Here is an 18372-nt window from a genome sequence, read left to right as displayed (position 1 = left end):
GAGGAAGTTCCATGCTGGAGTATAAGTTCGACACCCAGCTCCTTATCGCCGGAGAGGATCTCTCCGAGGAGGAGATTCACGACTACATCGCCCAGAACATTGAGGGCGACTGCCTGCTGGCCTTCGGCGACGAGGATCTCATTAAGATTCACTTCCACACCAACACCCCCTGGAAGGTGCTGGAGTACTGCGCCTCCAAGGGCGACATCCACGACATTGTGGTGGAGAACATGGAGCGCCAGGAGAACGGCCTGAAGGGCTGAGCCCGTTGGGAGAGAAGGAGGCTGAACGCCCCTTGAGCAAGCAAAAACACGTCCGGCGGCTGGACTTCGACCTGCTCCGGGTGGCCTCCATGGCCGCCGTGGTCTACCTCCACACCGCCGCCAACGGGCTGCGGCAGTCGGAGGACATGGTCCTGTGGCACCTGTCCAATCTGCTCTGTTCTCTGGGCGTGGCGGCGGTGCCGCTGTTCTTCATGCTCTCCGGTGCCCTGCTGCTGGGGTCGGAGAAGACCGACGACCCGGTCTATCTGCTTCGACGCAGGCTGCCCCGGGTGGCTGTGCCGGGGCTTTGCTGGTCCCTGCTGGTGATTGCCGGGGTATGGCTGACCCAGGGCGGGGAAATCGCGCTGCTGAAGCTGGTGAACCTGCCGGCCATCTCGGTCATCACGCCCTACTGGTTCCTTTACGCCCTGATCCCCATGTATCTCCTCTCGCCGCTGCTCAAGCGGCTGACCGACCACATGGAGGAGCGGCACTGGCGGTATCTGCTGGGGCTGTGGGTGGTGGTGACCTTGGGCCTGAATCAGCTCAGCGGCTTTCTGCCCGACCCCTGGTACGCCCTGCTGCGGGAGAACCAGACGCTGAATGTGAGCGTGCTGGAGGGGTATCTGGGTTACTTCCTGCTGGGCGCCTGGCTGGAAGGGCTGGAGAAGCCGCCATCCCGGCGGGTGCTGCTGGCGGCCGTGCTGGGCAGCTGGGCGGTGATCACTCTGGGCACCTGGATTGTCTTCCTGGTGACCGGCACCTACGGCCAGCAGTTTGCCACCTACCGGGGCATCTTTACCATGGCGCTCTCCGCCTCGCTGTTCCTTTTGTTCCGGGATCTGTTCCGTGGCAGGAGAAGCGGACGGGTGGCAATCCTGCTGTCCGCCTGTTCCTTCGGCGTGTACCTGGCCCATCCCATGGCCATTGAGCTGCTGCAGAAGCTGCTGGGCGGCGGTCTGACCGTGCCCGGCCAGCTGGCGGTGTGGCTGCTGTCTCTGGTGGGCTGTGTTCTGGGCGTGGTGCTGGTATCCAGCGTGCCGGGGCTGTGCTTCCTGGCCACAGGACAGCGCTTCCGGGATGCCTGCCGGGAGAGCAATGTCTTTGCGCTGCTGCGGTTACGGCACAGAAAGGCCGGGGGAAAGCGGCTTCCACCTCAATAGACGAATAAAAAACAGCACCGGATTGTTATCCGGTGCTGTTTTTTGTTTCTTACATGCTCTGGCTGATGCAGATATGCAGATCGGTGAAGAGCTTGGTTTTGGGGACGGTGCCGAAGGCCAGATAGTCATAGAGCATCTGGAGGGGCATGGAGCCCTGAATGTCGGGCTGCTGGACAATGGTGGCGGAGATGAGGCCGTTTTTCAGCAGCTCCTGCTGGGCGGGAGCCAGGTCGTGGGTGATAACCGACAGATTGCGGCCCCGGGCGGCCCGGTGAATCTCCTGACATACGCCGTAGTCTCCCATGTTGACGATATAGATCGCCTTCATGTCGGGGTTATGCTCCACCATGTCCACCACTTCGGTAAACTCACCGTCGCGGAACAGGGCGGGCATACCGCCGTCCACCATGGTGAGGCCGGGGTAGGTAGCGGAGAGCTCCTGGGAGAAGCCGCCCATCCGCCCGGCAAAGCTGGGGGAGTTGGGGCCGTCGGCTGCGGCGATGCCCACCAGTCCGCGGCCTCCCGTGCACAGGGACACCAGGCCGGCCGCCACACGGCCGGAGTGGACATAGTCGCAGCCCACATAGGCCAGGTGGGGTACAAAATCCTCGTCCAGATTGAAGAACACGGTAGGGACGCCCTTGGCGTTCATGCGCTGGATAAAGGCCATAAAGGAGGTGGTACGCAGGGGCAGGGCGGCGATGCCGTCGGGGTGGCTCTCCTCAACCTCGCGGAAGAGACGCTCCAGATAGGGCGTGTCCAGCTGACGGATGAGGTAGAAATCCACCGTCACGCCGAATTCCCGCAGCTCAGCGGCCTTGTCCCGGGCGGCGTGGAGGATGTCCAGGTGGAACACAAACTCCGGCCCGTGGAAGATGAGGAAGGCAAGGCGGAGCTTCCGCTTCTTGACTGCCAGCATCTGACCGGCCATATTGGGCCGGTAGCCCATCTCCTCGATGAGGGAGCGCACCCTGGCCTCTGTCTCCGGGTTGACGCCGGGCCGATTGTTGAGCACCCGGTCCACCGTGCCCCGGGAGACCCCGGCGCGCTTGGCGATGTCCTTTATGGTGACCATAACCGTGACCTCCCCTTACGCTTCTCAGGCCTGCTTGGCCTCAGGGAAAATAACCTTGTTGACGAAGAAGAAAATGACCATGGAGATACCGCCGTTGAGCACCACGGTGCCGATGTTGTAGATGAAGTCGGGCACGAACATGCCGGCGACGGCCACCCACACGCAGTTGATGGAGTTGACGATGCAGTTGATGATGATGAAGGCCACGATGTACCAGGCGATCTGCCAGGCCAGGTTGCCCTTGCTGCGGAAGACGAAGTTGCGCTGGATGGGGAAGTTGATGATCTCGCCGATGGCCATGGCGATCATATAGGCACAGAAGTAGCCCAGGCCGCCGTGGGCGGCGTCATAGCCGAAGATGTTCCACTGGAAGGTCTCGCCGAACAGGGTCACCGGGATGCCCGGCCAGCCGAAGTCCACATTGGACAGGCTCTGGAAGGCCAGGGGCAGGAACTGGAGGATGAAGTACTTGAGCACCGTCACCAGGTTGCTGACGATGACGAACAGTCCGCCCTCACGGATCCACTTGGCGGCCTTGGGGTGGTTTCCGGCGAAATGATTCCACCAGCCGACCAGGCCGGTCTGCGTCTTTTCGGTAGCCATATCAGTTTTCTCCTTTCACATTGCCAGCCTGAGCCAGGGCCAGGTCGGTCTCTTTCTTAGCCTTGTTCATCCGGGAACGGGCGGAGAGCAGGTGGCCCACACCCTTGAAGAAGTGGCCGTTGAAAATCTCCACCAGCGCGGCGGACATGTCCATGTCGAAGGCGCCGCCCATCATCTTGGCCACACCACGGAAGGGCATGTTGTAGATGAAGAGGATGTTCAGGTCGGGCGTGCCCTTGGCCTCAGCCTTGTTCTTCAGGTGGGTGAGGATGGCGTAGACCAGACGGCCAACCCAGCGCTTGGCGTAGAAGAGCTGGGAGAAGGTGTCGTTCATGCCCAGAGGCGCGGAGCGGTCCCACTTGGCGGGGGGGATGGGACGGCCCAGCAGGTACTCAAACTCGGCGTCGCCCACGTCGCTGACCTTGCCGGAGCAGTAGCTGGGCAGCTTGCTGAGGTCGTAGGGGGCGGGGGCGTCGGTGCCCTGCACCGCCACAGTGGCGGTGAGGCGGATGTCGGCACAGGAGGCGCCCACACGGACCTCGTAGTCGCCGCTCTCTACCTCGAACTTTCCGGTCTTTACATTGAAGTACCGGAAGGCCTTGTCGTCCAGCTCCACGGTGACGGTCTTGCACTCGCCGGGGTTGAGGAACACCTTCACAAAGCCCTTGAGCTCCTGCTCGGGACGGAACACCACGCCGCCCTTGCGGGAGACGTACACCTGGGCGATCTCCGCGCCGGGGATGCTGCCGGTGTTGGTGACGGTGAAGGTGACGGACTTGTCGTCGGCCCGCAGGTCGGCGTAGGCGAAGGTGGTGTAGCTCAGGCCGTAGCCGAAGGGGAAGCGGACGGGCACCTGAGCGGTCTGATAGTAGCGGTAGCCGATGTACAAGCCCTCCCGGTACTCGGCGGTAGCCTCAGTGCCGGGGAAGTGGCGGTAGGCGGGGGTGTCCTCGTACTTCATGGCCCAGGTCTCAGCCAGCTTGCCGGAGGGATTGACCTTGCCGGTGAGCACATCCACCACGGCGCCGGCGCCGGCCTGGCCGCCCAGGTAGCCGTGGACCACAGCCTTGCAGCTGTCCAGCCAGGGGGCCTCGATGGGGGCGCCGCCGGACAGGACCACAACCACGTTGGGGTTGACCTTGGCTACGGCCTCCAGCACGTCCACCTGGTTCTGATGGATCTTCATGTGCTTCCGGTCCAGGCCCTCGGACTCGCTGATCTCGTCCAGGCCCATGTACATCAGCACGATTTCGGCGTTCTTGGCCAGCTCCACGGCGGCATTCTTCTTGGCCTCGTCGGCACCGCCGTGACGGATAAAGCCGGGCTCAAAGCCCACCAGCTTCAGGCCGCTGTCCGCCTTGATGACGGAGAGGGCACAATCCAGCTTGGTGGGGTTGACCATGCTGGAGCCGGCGCCCTGGTAGCGGGGCGTCTGGGCAAAGTCGCCGATGACGGCCACAGAGGTGCCCGCCTTCAGGGGCAGGATGCTGTCCTCGTTCTTGAGCAGCACGATGGTGCTCTCAGCGGCCTTGCGGGCGGTGGCGTGGTGGGCGTCCACGTCGAACTCCTTGGGGGCGTCTTCGGGGATGACGGTGGCGAAGAGCACGTTCAGGTACTCGTCCAGCCGCTGGTCAATCACGTCCTCGGACAGAGTACCGGCTTTGACCGCAGCCACCAGCTCCCGGTCGCTGTTGCCGCCGGTGGCGGGCATCTCCAGGGAGTTGCCGCACTTGAGCCCCTCAGCCCGGTCATTGCTTCCGCCCCAGTCGGTGACCACGAAGCCGTCAAAGCCCCACTGGTCCACCAGAATGTCCCGCAGCAGCTCCTTGTCCTCGTTGGCGTACTTGCCGTTGATGCGGTTGTAGGCGGACATGATGGACTGGGGGTGGCCCTCCTTCACGGCAATTTCAAAGCCGGTCAGGTAGATTTCCCGGAAGGTACGCTGGTCTACCACGCTGTCCGAGTGCATGCGCAGGGTCTCCTGGCTGTTGGCGGCGAAGTGCTTGGGGCAGGCCGCCACGCCCTGGCTCTGGATGCCGCGGATGTAGGCCGCGGCCATCTTGCCCGCCAGATAGGGGTCCTCGGAGAAATACTCAAAGTTGCGCCCGCACAGGGGGGAGCGCTTCATGTTCAGACCGGGGCCCAGCAGCACGCTGACGCCCTGGGCCTTGGCCTCTTCACCCAGCATCTTGCCCAGCTCCTCGCCCAGCTCAGGGTCCCAGGAGTTGGCCATGGTGGCTGCCGTGGGGCAGCAGGTGGCAGGCAGGGAGGCGTTCAGTCCCAGATGGTCCGCCGCGCCCGCCTGCTTCCGCAGCCCGTGAGGGCCGTCGGACAGGAACATCCCGGGGATGTTCAGCCGCTTCACGCTCTTGGTGGTGAAGTTGCCCTCGCCGCTCAACAGGCTGCACTTCTCTTCAAGGGTCATTTTCGCTATCAGATCCGCGTATTTCAATCCCTTACACTCCTTTTCCGGAACAATTGTCCCCTGCTGTCGCTGTCCTGTGCTCGAACACGACCTTTGTGCACAGTATAGCAGAAAGAAAAGCGAATGGGACGTGTTTGACGTAATCGGTATGTTTACGTGCGTAAATTGCAATTTGGGACGGGGCACGAAGGGAAATTCGGGCCCCAGATACTGCCCGGCCGCCTGCCGGAAAGGCAGGCGGCCGGAGGCAATCAGGTATTTGCGGTGCCGGAGACGGTGCAGACAATGCCGGTCTGGAGATTCTCCACATCCATGGTGTAGTTGGTACCATCGGAGGTGGTAGCGGTAAAGCTGCGGGTGTCGCCGGTGAGGGCGATGGAGCCGTCATCATTGAGGGTCCAGGTGCCGGAGTCGGTCTGAATACCGGAGTTTTCGGCGTTGTAGTCGAAAGCCACGGTGAAGGTGTTGTCGGGCATCAGGACCACGTTGCAGACCAGCCAGCCGTCACCGGTGCCGGTGAGGGTGAGGTAGGAGCCGTCGCTGGGAGCGGAGCTGCCGCCGCTGACAGCGCCGGAGACGGTGCAGACGATGCTGGTCTCCACGTTCTCTACATCCATGGTGTAGTTGGTACCGTCAGTGGTGGTGGCGGTAAAGCTGCGGGTGTCGCCGGTGAGAGCAATGGAGCCGTCGTCGTTAAGGACCCAGGTGCCGGAGTCGGTCTGGATGCCGGAATTCTCAGCGTTGTAGTCGAAAGCCACGGTGAAGGTATTGTCGGGCATCAGGACCACATTGCAGACCAGCCAGCCGTCACCGGTGCCGGTGAGGGTGAGGTAGGAGCCGTCGCTGGGAGCGGAGCTGCCGCCGCTGACAGCGCCGGAGACGGTGCAGACGATGCCGGTCTCCACGTTCTCCACATCCATGGTGTAGTTGGTACCGTCAGTGGTAGTAGCGGTAAAGATGCGGGTGTCGCCGGTAAGGGTGATGGAGCCGTCATCGTTGAGGGCCCAGGTGCCGGAGTCGGTCTGGATGCCGGAGTTCTCGGCATTGTAGTCGAAGGAGACAGTAAAGGTGTTGTCGCTCAGAAGCACCACGTTGCAGACCAGCCAGCCGTCACCGGTACCGGTGAGGGTCAGGTAGGAACCGTCGCTGGGGGCGGAAGAGCCGCCTCCCACAGTGCCGGAGACAGTGCAGACGATGCCGGTCTCCACATTCTCCACATCCATGGTGTAGTTGGTACCGTCGGCGGTGGTAGCGGTAAAGCTGCGGGTATCACCGGTAAGAGTGATGGAGCCGTCATCATTGAGGGTCCAGGTGCCGGAATCGGTCTGAATGCCGGAGTTCTCGGCGTTGTAGTCGAAGGAGACGGTGAAGGTGTTGTCGTTCAGAAGCACCACGTTGCAGACCAGCCAGCCGTCGCCGGTGCCGGTGAGGGTCAGGTAGGCGTCGCCGCCGGGCTGAGCGGACTCAGTGGGCTGGACGGTCTCGGAGGCAGTGGGAGCGGGGGATTGCTGGTCGCCGTCAGCCGCAGCCACGCCGCCGGTGCGGAAGAAGGCGGCCCAGAAGATGAGAGCCAGCACCAGGGCGATGACCACCACAATGCCGATTCTGGCGGGAACCTTCACGCTGTCCTTCCACTTGCTGCGGTTGAGGAACACAAAGAGGGCGGCGGAGAGGACGGCAGTGTCCAGCACCACCAGAAGCACCAGCCAGTAGGGGGAGGTGTCGGCCGCGGCGGCCACGGCGGCGCTGTTGGCCTGGGTGTAGAGGATGTTGTGGCAGGCGGTGCGCATGGCCTGCTGGGCGGTGTTGCTGGAGCTGTCCAGGGTGACGCCCATGAGGCAGAGCATCATGTCGCCGCCGGCCCGGATGGCCAGATTCACGTCCATCCAGCCGGTGTTGCCCATGGCGGAGTCGGTGACCACCACGCCGCGGAAGCCCCACTCATCCCGGAGCACGCCATTGAGCATGGCGGGGTTGGCGCCGGCCCAGACAGTGCCCAGGTAGTTGTAGCTGCTCATGATGGCGGTGGTGCCGCCCTCCTTGACGGCGATCTCAAAGGCGCGGAGGTAGATCTCGCGCATGGACTGCTCGTTGGCCCACACGGAGAGGGAGAGACGGTTGCTCTCCTGGTCGTTGAGGGCGAAGTGCTTGACGTAGCAGTACACGCCCTGGCTGGCGGCGCCCCGGATGGTGGCGGCGGCCAGCTTGCCGGAGAGGAGGCTGTCCTCGGAGTAGTACTCGAAGTTACGGCCGGAGAGGGGGGTGCGGTGGATGTTGGCGCCGGGTGCGTAGAGACCCACCACGTGGTTGGCCACGGCCTCCGCGCCGAAGGTGCGGCCGAATTCCTCCACCAGAGTCTGGTTCCAGGTGGAGCCGATGACCACCTGGCTGGGGAAGGACACGCCCCGCAGGTTGCTCACCAGGCTGTTGATGCCGGCAGGGCCGTCCAGGTCGTTGGTGGCGGGCTTGCCCACGCTGGTGACCTCGGGGGTGGACCAGCCGCCGTTGGAGATCATATTGGTCATGTCCTCCACGCTCAGCTGCTCCAGAAGCTGCTCCCACATGGGGTCGTCGTAGTCCTTGCCGGACAGGTCCTCCAGAGTGAGCCCGTGGTTGGCAAAGGTGATGGGCTGGTCGTCCGGGTTGTTCTCATACACCGGCGCGTTTGTGAAGGCGGCCACCACCTCGTCGGAGGCAGTCTTGCCGTCGGTGCGGGCGGTGGGCAGGGTGCCCTCCCAGTCGGCACGGGAGACGTACTGGGTGATCTGGCCGTTGGTCACGTCGTCAAAGCGGTTGACAGCGGCGGTCACGTCGGTGGAACGGGGGTTGCTCTCGTCATAGACGGTGGTAGAGGAGACGGTGTACTCCCACTGGTCAATGACCTCGTGAGCGTTGCTCATCAGCTTAATCTGATAGGTGCCTGCCTCCAGCACATAGCAGCCGTTGGTCTGGTAGTCGTAGGAGGCCATGTCCTCGGCGGCAAAGGTGATGGTGACGGACTGGCTGTCGCCGGGCTGGAGCAGCTCGGTCTTGTCGAAGTCGGCCAGCACCACATGGGCCTTTTCAATGCCGCCCACGGTGTAGGGGGCGGTGTAGTAGACCTGAACTACGTCCTTCCCGGGGACGCTGCCGGTGTTGGTCACCTTCACGGTCATAGAGATGGTGCCGTCGGCATCGGAGTAGTCCTCAATCTCCTGGGTAAAGGTGGTGTAGCTCAGGCCGTAGCCGAAGGGGTACTGGACGGCGGCCTGGTAGGCCTCCTCGTCGCACAGACCGGTCTCGTTGTCGATCCAGCGGGTCTCGTAGAAGCGGTAGCCCACGTAGATGCCCTCGGCATACTCCACGTAGTTGCGCTCCAGGTTGCTGTATGTAAAGTCGCCTGCATTCCAGTAGGCGGGGGAGGAGGAGATGTCGTAGGCGTAGGTGTCGGTGAGACGGCCGGAGGGGTTCACCACGCCGGACAGGGCCTCGCCCACGGCGTTCATGCCGGTGCTGCCGGGGCCGCCGATCCACAGGGCGGCGTCGATGCCGTCATCCTCCAGGAAGCCCAGCTCCATGGCGTGGGAGGAGTTGATGAGCACCACCACGGTCTCATAGCCCTGGGACTTGACCAGCTCCAGCAGGTCCTCCTCGTCCTGGGTGAGGGAGAGATAGCTGCGGCCGTCGTCGGTGTCGCTGTACCCGGCGGCGTACATGTCGGCGGGCAGGTCGCCGCCCTCGCCGCCGATACGGGAGAGCATGACCACGGCCACGTCGGAGAAGTCCCGGGCCTGCTGGAGCACCTCGTCGGTGTACTGGGAGGCGGGCACCTCAGCGGGGGTGAAGTTGGAGCCGGTGTAACCGCCCTGCTCGGGACGGCTGACGCCGGAATTGCGGTAGAAGTCGGCCAGCTCCTCGTTGACGGTGAAGCCGGCGTTGGTCAGGCCCTGGATCAGGTCCACGTTGGAGGACGTGTCGCTGGAGCCGCTGCCGGTGCCGCCGTAGAGGGGAGAGATGGTGGCGTAACCGAACAGGTTGACCTTGGCGCCCTGCTCCAGGGGGAGCGCGCCGTCCTTGTTCTCCAGCAGCACGAGACCTTCGGCCTCAAGCTCCTGGGCCATCAGCAGGCTGGCCTCCTTGGCCTCCTCGGGGGTGAGTTGCTCGGCGGTGACATTGCCGCCGGTGAGGCGGCTGTTCAGGTTGGCCGCCATAAAGGCGTTGATGGCGGGGTACAGCTGGATGCACACCACGTTGACAATCAGCGCGATGACCACCAGCACGCTGACCAGGATAACGGGCAGCTTTCCCGCCGGACGGGGGGACGCCGTGTTCTTTTCTTTCATATCCATGCTCCTTCTCCTTTCATTTTGCCCGGGCACAAAATCAAAAATGAAAAAGACGGTTGCTTTTTTCGTGCCCATGCTGTATTGTATTCAACACAGTGTTGTATTTCAATCATTAGATTTTTTAAAAACGTCGTGTTCAAGACACAAAATGAAAAAGTGTTGGAATTACGGCATAAGCGATAAAAAAGACGGGAAACAGGAGGAACGGCATGGAGAAAGAGGAGCGGAAGGAGAACCAGCGGACCCGGCTGACCAAGCGTCTGCTGCGGGAGAGCCTGCTGGGGCTGCTGGCGGAGAAGCCGGTGGAGAAGATTACGGTAAAGGAGCTGTGTGAGGCGGCGGAGCTGAACCGGTCCACCTTTTATGCCTATTATCAGGACGTATTTTCCCTCTATTATGAGATGGGCAACGAGCTGGTGGACGCCCTGGTGGACTATGTGCGGACGGGCGGGGTGGAGACCGAGCCCATGCTGGCCTATATCAAGGAGCACCGGGAGATGTTTGCCCTGCTCATCTACAACGGGCAGTTCATGGACATGAATTCCCCGCTCCAGCGGCGTGTGTTTGAGGAGACCATCCGGTACTCCTGGCCTGCGGGTAGGGAGATGGACGTGCCGGAAATGGAGTGGAAGTATGTGCTCCAGTACATGTTCATGGGGGGTAGCGGAGTGATCCACCGCTGGGTGCGCAACGGATGCGACATGGAGCCCGGGGAGCTGGCCGCGCTGCTGGAGGGGATGACCGAGACCATGATGCGGGCGGCGCCCGTGCTGGCACGGCAGGTCGGGAAAAAGGCATGACAAGTCCGCCGGGATATGCTATACTGAAGAAAACATTTCCCGGAAGGAGGTTGTTCCATGAGCGACTGTCTGTTCTGTAAGATTGCGGCGGGTGAGATTCCGTCCAACAAGGTCTATGAGGACGACCAGGTCTATGCCTTCTACGACATTGACCCCCAGGCGCCCACTCATTTTCTCGTGATTCCCAAGGCCCACATCGGCTCCTGCGGCGAGATCAACGCGGAGAATTCCGGTGTGGTGGCCCACGCCTTTGAGGTCATCTCCAAGGTGACCAAGGACCTAGGCATCACGGATTTCCGCGTGGTGTCCAACTGCGGCGAGCAGGCCGGTCAGAGCGTGCACCATCTGCACTTCCACGTCCTGGCGGGACGGGATATGACCTGGCCTCCGGGCTAAGGGCCTGCGAGCCGCGCCAAGCGTTTTGGCCCGTAGGGCCAAAACCTTGATGCCGGGCGGATTCACTCCGCCCGAGCAGATAAAATGGACGGGGCCCCCAGGCGGTTTCCGCCTGGGGAAAAGCAGGCTGGCCAGAGCGTGCACCATCTGCACTTCCACGTCCTGGCGGGACGGGATATGACCTGGCCTCCCGGTTAATCCCAGCGTTTTGACGTGACTGCCACCCCGGCGCCCAGCCGCCGTTCTCAGAGGGAAAGGCTAAAAAAGGCGGTCTTTGACCGCCTTTTTTCCTTGGAATAAATTGAAGCCGTATGGGTGAAATTAGCGAGGAAGAATGTTGCCGTTTGGTAGCATTTTTCTGAGGTGATCCCATGCACTTTCAGAGAATCGAGGATCTGAGGGTTGACCACGATAAGAGCCAGATTGAGATAGCGGCTTATCTCAATTTGAACCGAAATGTCTACTGGAGGTATGAAAAAGGAATTCGGGAGATTCCTGCCTGGGCTGTGATTAAGCTTGCAGACCTCTATCAGACCACCACCGACTATATCCTGGGACGCACAGACGATCCTTCTCCCCGTGCGTAAGCTGGCCTCCTTTGCGCTGCCCTTTGGGGTGGGCGTATTTCTGTCGGCGTATCTGCTTCCCCGGCCTGTCCGGCTGGCCGGGGCGGCTCTGTGCGCCCTGATTTGGGTGGTATGCCTGTTTTGCTGGCGCAGACAGCGGGAGGACAAGCGGCTCCGACTGGTGCTGTACGCCGCGGGGCTGGCCCTGGGCCTGCTGTGGAGCTGGGGCTATGACATGCGCACGGTGTACCCGGCGGAACAGCTGGCGGGCACGGAGGGTACCTTCGTGTTTCAGGCGGCGGACTGGCCGGAAACGGGGACATACAGCGTCTCAGTAGAGGTGCGGCTGTTGAGTCCGGATGGGCCGGAGCTGGGGGCCATCCTTTATTTCTACCCCGGCGACGAGGAGATCCCGGACATAAAGCCCGGCGACACCCTGACCTGCACCGCGCGGCTGAAATTGGCGGACACCATCGCCGGGGAGAAGAGCGGCTACTACTACGCCAAGGGCATTTTCCTCACCGCCAGCGCGCAGGGAATCCCGGAGGTCGCACCAGTGGAGAACGTGCCCCTGAAATACTGGCCCACCCTGTGGCGCAGGGCCATGAGGGAGCACATCGACGCACTGTTTTCCGACGAGACCGCCGGTCTTGCCCTGGCCCTGACCACCGGGGACAAGTCCGGCCTCACCGGCGGGTTCTATACCGCCCTCAAGCGCTGCGGCCTGGCCCATGTGGTGGCCGTGTCCGGCATGCATATGAGCATGGTGGTGATGCTGGCCGCCATGCTGGTGCGCAGACGGCGGAGAAAAATGATGGCCATCGTGTCCATCCCGCTGGTGCTGGCCTTTATGGCACTCACCGGCTTCGCGCCCTCGGTGGTGCGGGCCGGCGTGATGCAGATTCTCCTCCTGCTGGGCCCCGCCCTGAGCCGGGAGGGAGACACGGTGACTTCCCTGTCCTTTGCCCTCCTGCTGCTCCTGCTCCAAAACCCCAACGCCGCCATGGATGTGGGACTTCAGCTCTCCTTCCTGTCGGTGGCGGGTATTCTCACCATTACAGGGCGTCTCAACGAGAAGTTTTTCCACCGTTTCCCCCTGAAAAAGGGGAAAACCAAGCCCCGGCGGCTCTATAACAGCGCCGTCCGCTTCCTGGTGGGCTGCGTCACCATGAGCATCGGGGCCATCGCCTTCACCACGCCCCTCACCGTTTATTACTTCGGCACTGTCTCCCTGGTCTCGCCTCTGGCCAACCTGCTCACCCTGTGGGCGGTCACCGTGCTCTTTCTCCTGTGCCTGCCCGCCGCTGCTTTGGGCGGTGTGCTGCCCGTTGTGGGAAAGGCCCTTGCAGCCCTGGCGGAGCCGGTGAGCTGGCTGTTCCACCGCATCGTGTACGGCCTGAGCGGCCTGCCCTTTGCCTCGGTCAGCCTGGAGACGGGCCGGTACCTCCTGTTCTGGCTCCTCTTTGTCTACGCTGTCATCGGGGCCTGCATTTTGTTCCGCAAGGAAAAGCCCAGACCCATTGTGCCGGTGTGCTGCTGTACCATCGCCCTGGCTGCGGCGCTCCTGTTCAACGCCCTGTCCCTGCGGGGCAGCGGGCTGACCGTCACGGTGCTGGACGTGGGCCAGGGGCAGAGCATCCTGCTGACGGCTCAGGGCAGCACGGCTCTGGTGGACTGCGGCGGTAGCAGCGGAGATGATCCCGGGGACATTGCCGCCGACTATGTGCAGGCCATGGGCAAGAGTACCCTGGATCTGCTGGTGCTGACCCACTACCACAGTGACCACGCCTGCGGTGTGCCCGAGCTGTTGGAGCGGCTGACCGTCACCACTCTGGCGGTACCCGATGTGGAGCCGGACAGCGCCCTTCGGGCGGAGATTCTGGCTCTGGCGGAGGAGAAGGGGACGGCAGTCATCTTCATTGAGGAGGACACTGCGGTGGAGCTGGGCGGCGCGTCGCTCACCCTCTATGCGCCCCTGGGCACCGGCGGCGGCAACGAGGAGGGGCTCTCCGTGCTGGCTACCCTGGGGGACTTTGACGCCCTCATCACCGGAGACATGAACGCCGCTGTGGAGCGGCGGCTCATCAAATACGGAAACCTGCCCGATATCGAGCTGCTGGTGGCAGGCCACCACGGCTCCAAATCCTCCACTTCGGAGGAACTGCTGGCGGCGGTCACACCGGAGTACGCTGTCATCTCGGTGGGTTACAATACCTACGGGCACCCCGCGCCCGATACCCTGGACCGGCTGGAGCAGGCGGGCTGTACTGTCTGGCGCACCGACCTCCAGGGCACCATTACCGTCCGGGCAACGGACTGAATCCACCCACAAGGGGGAACAACCCATGGCAAAAAAGGAAAAGGCGGACAGCGCCGCCTATCAGAAGCTGAAAAAGGACATCTCCGACGGCAATATCGGCCGCCTGTATGTATTCCACGGCGAGGAGACCTATCTCCGGGACTTCTACCTGGGGCAGATGAAAAAGAAGCTCCTGCCTGCGGGCATGGAGGAGTTCAATCTCCACACCCTGTCGGGCAAGGAGTTTGACATCAAGCGTCTGGCCCAGATGGTGGACTGCCTGCCCATGATGAGCGAGCGGACCCTGATTGTGGTCAGCGACTATGACCTTTATAAAGGAGACAAGGAGGGGCTCACCGCCCTCTTTGCCGATCTGCCCGACTATGTGTGTCTGGTCTTTGTCTACGACCTCATCGAGTACAAGGCGGACGCCCGTACCAAGCTGGCGGCAGCCCTGAAGGAGCACGGCAGCGTGGTCAACTTCGCCCGGCAGGAGCAGGGGGATTTGGTGGACTGGGTCCGCCGCCGCTTCAAAGCCACCGACCACGACATCGGCTCCGAGGAGGCCAAGTACCTCATCTTCCTCTGCGGCGACCTGATGAACGGCCTCATCTCGGAGATTGGCAAGATCGGCTCCTACGCCAAGAACCACCGCATCACCCGGGAGGATATCGACGCCGTGGCCACCCCCCAGCTGGACGCGGTGGTGTTCCAGATGACAGACGCCATTGCCGCCGGGAATTTCGACAAGGCCGCCGCTGTTCTGGGGGACCTGTACCACATGCAGGAGGCCCCCATCAAGATTCTGGCTGTCCTGGGCAAGCAGCTCCGACAGCTCTACTCCGCACGGCTGGCCATTGAGAACCGGAAGGGTACCTCCTATCTGATGGAGCTGTGGGGTATGCGCTCGGCCTACCCGGCGGAGAAGCTGATGCAGTCGGCCAGACGATTCTCATTGCCGTGGTGCCGCCGGGCGGTGATCCGCTGCGGGGAGATGGACCTGGCCATGAAGTCCACCGGCGCCGACGGTGAGGAGCTGCTCACCCAGTTCCTGCTGGAGCTGGCGGGGGCATCGTCCCGAAAGCGCTGAACGGAGGAACAAGCTGTGCTGAAAATCAAAGAGGCCATCGTGGTGGAGGGGCGTTATGACAAAAACACCCTCTCCCAGCTGGTGGATACCATGATTATTGAGACAAAGGGCTTCGGCATCTTCAAGGACAATGAGCGGCTCTCCCTGCTCCGCCGTGTGGCCAGGGAGCGGGGGCTGGTGGTGCTCACCGACTCGGACGGCGCGGGCTTTGTCATCCGCAACTTTCTCAAGGGGGCCATCCCGCCCCAGCAGGTGAAGCACGCCTACATCCCCGACCTCTTCGGCAAGGAGCGCCGCAAGCGCCAGCCGGGGAAGGAGGGCAAGCTGGGAGTGGAGGGCATGCGCCCCCAGGTGCTGGAGGAGGCCCTCCGCCGTGCGGGAGTCACCTTCCTGGACCAGGAACCGGGGGAGCAGGCGCCCAGGCGCCCTATCACCAAGGCGGACCTGTTCTCCGCCGGGCTGTCCGGCGGACCGGATTCCGCGAGCCGCCGCCAGGCTTTGCTCCGGCGCCTGGACCTGCCCGAGCACATGACGGCCAACGCCATGCTGGAGGCGTTGAATGTGTTCTGTACCTATGAGGAGTTTCAAAAGGCCGTCTCTGACCTTGAGATGGCGGGAAAGCAGTAAAATTGTTCTGTGAGCCCGGCGGATTGTCCCGCCGGGCTCACTTTATACCCTGCCAAAAAATTTTTTAGAAAAAGCGAAAAAACCCCTTTACAAACAGGAGAGGGTATGCTATTATAATCCTGCAAACAAGAACTACTACTGTTAAGGAGGCGAGTATGGAACGCACCATCCGGTACAGCAAAAAGCGTGAGGCCATTCTGGAAGCTATCTGCTCCACCGATATCCACCCGTCGGCTGACTGGATTTATCAGCGGCTCAAGCCCGCCCATCCGGATCTGTCTCTGGGTACTGTCTACCGGAACCTGAACTTTTTCCGGGAGCAGGGGACGATACAGTGTGTAGCAGTGGTCAACGGACAGGAGCGCTATGATGCAAACGTCCACCCGCACAATCACTTTATCTGTGACCACTGCGGCGCTGTGATTGATCTGCATCAGATTCCGGTGGACGCCGGGCTGGATCGGCAGGTCAGCGAGAAATACGGGCTCCAGGTACACCATCACGACCTTGTTTTCCACGGCACCTGCACACTTTGCGGGAAGAAAAGCCAAATCAGTTAAATAAAACAAAAAATCAAAATCAGGAGGAAATTAACATGAAGAAGTTTGTCTGCACCGTCTGTGGTTATGTCCATGAGGGCGATTCCGCTCCCGAGTTCTGCCCCATCTGCAAGGCTCCCGCTGAGAAGTTCAAGGAGCAGTCCGGCGAGAAGACCTGGGCCGCTGAGCACGTGGTGGGCGTGGCCAAGGGCGTGGACGAGGAGATCATCAAGGGTCTGCGCATGAACTTCGAGGGCGAGTGCTCCGAGGTCGGTATGTACCTGGCCATGGCCCGTGTGGCTCACCGTGAGGGCTATCCCGAGATCGGCCTGTACTGGGAGAAGGCCGCCTATGAGGAGGCCGAGCACGCTGCCAAGTTCGCCGAGCTGCTGGGCGAGGTCGTGACCGACTCCACCAAGAAGAACCTGGAGATGCGTGTTGACGCCGAGAACGGCGCCACCGCCGGCAAGTTCGAGCTGGCCAAGAAGGCCAAGGAGCTGGGTCTGGACGCCATCCACGACACCGTGCACGAGATGGCCCGCGACGAGGCTCGCCACGGCAAGGCTTTCGAGGGCCTGCTGAAGCGCTACTTCGGCTAAGCTGACAGAGTAAAAAGTCCCCGGACCGTAAGGTCCGGGGACTTTTTTGCCGTGGCGGGTCTCGTCACCGAGCGTTTTGGTGGAGCCAAAACCTCGATGCCGGGCGGATTCACTTCGCCCGAGCAGGTAAAATCAGCGGGGTCCCCATGGGCAAGTCCCATGGGGAATGGCCGCCACGGCAAGGCTTTCGAGGGCCTGCTGAAGCGTTACTTCGGCTAAGCTGACAGAGTAAAAAGTCCCCGGACCGCAAGGTCCGGGGACTTTTTTGCCGTTTATTTTACGCTTTCATACAGCCGCAGCATGGTGAGGATGCTCTGCTCTCTGGAGTAGCTGACCTGGGGGGCGAAGGTGTTGTTGCCCACGCCGCCCATAACACCGCTGGCCTGCATCTGGCCCACCGCATCAAAGGCCCAGGAGGCGATGGAGGAGTTGTCCGCGAAGGTGAGTGCCTGAGCTGCCAGCGGCTTGCCCACAGCCTCGGCCAGGCGGGCGAGCATGGTGGCGGCCTGCTCCCGGGTCAGGGTGCCGTTGGGGTCGAACCTGCCGCCGCCCACACCGGTCACAACGCCCAGCGCGCCCATTTTCTGTACGTTGACATCGCTGGTGTCGGTAAAGGTGGTGCGCTCGGCAATCTCAGAGCCCTTGATGGTCTCGTACAGCTCCACAGCCAGGGCGCAGAACTCCGCCCGGGTGGCGGGCTGGGTGTATTTGCTCTGGAGACTGTCGGGCACAATGCCTGCAGCGATGGCGGCGTTGACCTGCTCCACTGCCCAGCTGGAGGGGGTGTCCGCCGGGGGCGTCACAGGTTCGGTGGGTGCGGAGGGATCGCCTACGGTGAGCAGATAGGTGTCAATGGTGTAGTATCCCTCATCAGACTTGCCGGTCTGGGTGGCGAGGGCGTAGCCGTCCACAAAGGAGCCGATCCACTGCCAGTCACCCTCGGGGATGATGACGTTCCCTTTCAGGTCGATGACGCTGCCCGGTTCCCCGGCCTGTTTCTGGACCTTGGCCACGCCGTTGAGGAAGGGGTCGTACTGCATTTCACCGTAAAGATAGGGGATGGATACCTTGCCATTCCGGTCCAGGGTACCGTAACGGCTGGAGACCTTGGAGAGGAGAAAGCCACGCTTCATATAGTTGTCCCACTGGCTCCAGTAGGTGACACCGGTACTGTAAAAGAAGTCCTTATCAAAGGGGGTCAGGTTGCCCTGGAGGTCAATGAGCATATAGTCGCTCAGGTTCAGGTCCTCTTTGGTGACCGTAGAGGAATAGCCGATATCATTGGGGCCGTTGTACCGGAAGCCGCTGAACTTCACTACCGCGTACCCGTTGGAGAAGCAGGTGACGGGCTCCCAGCATTTCACGTCCGAGGTGGTCACGTTATTGCCGTACAGGGAGGACCACTCGATCTCATAGCCGGGCAGCTCAAGGACCTTATTGCCCTTCCTGTCCATGAGAAAGTAGGCGGAGCGGGAGGTGAAGTGCTCCCCTCAGCGTGGACAACATGAGCAAGCTTTGAAACCGAGTCCTCATTCCATGGTATAATGTAAATGCTTTACCAATACGCAGGATAGGGCAACGCTGGAGAGCGACCTGAGCAGC

General features: G+C 62.0%; 16 protein-coding genes. 11 read left to right on the top strand and 5 right to left on the bottom strand.

All coding sequences use genetic code 11. The annotated features are described in order from the left end of the window. Positions 1-11 precede the first annotated feature (11 nt). On the top strand, positions 12-263 hold the full coding sequence (locus tag ACOX7T_RS08065; RefSeq protein ID WP_006571412.1) for a hypothetical protein: 252 nt from the start codon (positions 12-14) through the stop codon (positions 261-263). 32 nt (positions 264-295) lie between these two features. Then, positions 296-1426 (top strand): acyltransferase, encoded by a 1131-nt coding sequence (locus ACOX7T_RS08060; protein WP_433441607.1) that lies wholly within the window; start codon positions 296-298, stop codon positions 1424-1426. A gap of 49 nt (positions 1427-1475) precedes the next feature. Here ACOX7T_RS08060 and ACOX7T_RS08055 read toward each other — a convergent pair whose 3' ends face one another. From ACOX7T_RS08055 to ACOX7T_RS08040, 4 genes are all read right to left on the bottom strand, one after another. Then, positions 1476-2501 (bottom strand): LacI family DNA-binding transcriptional regulator, encoded by a 1026-nt coding sequence (locus ACOX7T_RS08055; protein WP_433441605.1) that lies wholly within the window; start codon positions 2499-2501, stop codon positions 1476-1478. 24 nt (positions 2502-2525) lie between these two features. Beyond that, positions 2526-3104: a hypothetical protein gene (locus ACOX7T_RS08050; protein WP_006571409.1), complete on the bottom strand. Its 579-nt coding sequence runs from the start codon at positions 3102-3104 to the stop codon at positions 2526-2528. Position 3105: 1 nt separating this feature from the next. Then, the gene (locus tag ACOX7T_RS08045) at positions 3106-5556 is read right to left on the bottom strand and encodes a glycoside hydrolase family 3 C-terminal domain-containing protein (RefSeq protein WP_433441603.1); all 2451 of its coding nucleotides are present in this window, start codon (positions 5554-5556) and stop codon (positions 3106-3108) included. Between the two features lie 224 nt (positions 5557-5780). Further along, positions 5781-9857 carry a glycoside hydrolase family 3 C-terminal domain-containing protein gene (locus tag ACOX7T_RS08040; protein WP_433441601.1) on the bottom strand — a complete coding sequence of 1359 codons (4077 nt, stop codon included), beginning with the start codon at positions 9855-9857 and terminating at the stop codon, positions 5781-5783. 206 nt (positions 9858-10063) lie between these two features. Between ACOX7T_RS08040 and ACOX7T_RS08035 the strand changes: the two genes are divergently transcribed. From ACOX7T_RS08035 to ACOX7T_RS07995, 9 genes are all read left to right on the top strand, one after another. After that, the gene (locus ACOX7T_RS08035; protein WP_433441599.1) at positions 10064-10654 is read left to right on the top strand and encodes a TetR-like C-terminal domain-containing protein; all 591 of its coding nucleotides are present in this window, start codon (positions 10064-10066) and stop codon (positions 10652-10654) included. Between the two features lie 57 nt (positions 10655-10711). Then, positions 10712-11050: a histidine triad nucleotide-binding protein gene (locus ACOX7T_RS08030; RefSeq protein WP_277215345.1), complete on the top strand. Its 339-nt coding sequence runs from the start codon at positions 10712-10714 to the stop codon at positions 11048-11050. Positions 11051-11134: 84 nt separating this feature from the next. Beyond that, positions 11135-11248: an HIT domain-containing protein gene (locus ACOX7T_RS08025; protein WP_433441597.1), complete on the top strand. Its 114-nt coding sequence runs from the start codon at positions 11135-11137 to the stop codon at positions 11246-11248. Between the two features lie 173 nt (positions 11249-11421). Next, the gene (locus tag ACOX7T_RS08020; RefSeq protein WP_148316972.1) at positions 11422-11637 is read left to right on the top strand and encodes a helix-turn-helix domain-containing protein; all 216 of its coding nucleotides are present in this window, start codon (positions 11422-11424) and stop codon (positions 11635-11637) included. Further along, positions 11630-13936: a DNA internalization-related competence protein ComEC/Rec2 gene (locus ACOX7T_RS08015; protein ID WP_433441595.1), complete on the top strand. Its 2307-nt coding sequence runs from the start codon at positions 11630-11632 to the stop codon at positions 13934-13936. Before ACOX7T_RS08020 ends, ACOX7T_RS08015 begins: the two co-directional genes overlap by 8 nt. 25 nt (positions 13937-13961) lie before the next feature. Beyond that, entirely contained in the window at positions 13962-15005 is a 1044-nt protein-coding gene (gene holA / locus ACOX7T_RS08010; RefSeq protein ID WP_433441593.1) for a DNA polymerase III subunit delta, read from the top strand. A 15-nt stretch (positions 15006-15020) separates the two neighbouring features. Further along, a complete protein-coding gene (locus tag ACOX7T_RS08005; protein WP_433441591.1) occupies positions 15021-15632 on the top strand; it encodes a toprim domain-containing protein in 612 nt (203 codons plus the stop codon). A 155-nt stretch (positions 15633-15787) separates the two neighbouring features. After that, positions 15788-16192 carry a Fur family transcriptional regulator gene (locus tag ACOX7T_RS08000; protein WP_433441589.1) on the top strand — a complete coding sequence of 135 codons (405 nt, stop codon included), beginning with the start codon at positions 15788-15790 and terminating at the stop codon, positions 16190-16192. Positions 16193-16227: 35 nt separating this feature from the next. Continuing rightward, positions 16228-16770 (top strand): NADH peroxidase, encoded by a 543-nt coding sequence (locus ACOX7T_RS07995; RefSeq protein WP_294536280.1) that lies wholly within the window; start codon positions 16228-16230, stop codon positions 16768-16770. A 272-nt stretch (positions 16771-17042) separates the two neighbouring features. Here the strand turns inward: ACOX7T_RS07995 and ACOX7T_RS07990 are convergent, their stop codons facing one another. After that, positions 17043-18224 (bottom strand): S-layer homology domain-containing protein, encoded by a 1182-nt coding sequence (locus ACOX7T_RS07990; protein WP_433441587.1) that lies wholly within the window; start codon positions 18222-18224, stop codon positions 17043-17045. Positions 18225-18372 lie beyond the last annotated feature (148 nt).

The sequence above is a fragment of the Pseudoflavonifractor sp. genome (genome assembly GCF_050943825.1).
Classification (GTDB): domain Bacteria; phylum Bacillota; class Clostridia; order Oscillospirales; family Oscillospiraceae; genus Pseudoflavonifractor.
Note: the sequence above shows the minus strand (reverse complement) of the source record. Positions and strands in the feature narration are given on the sequence as shown.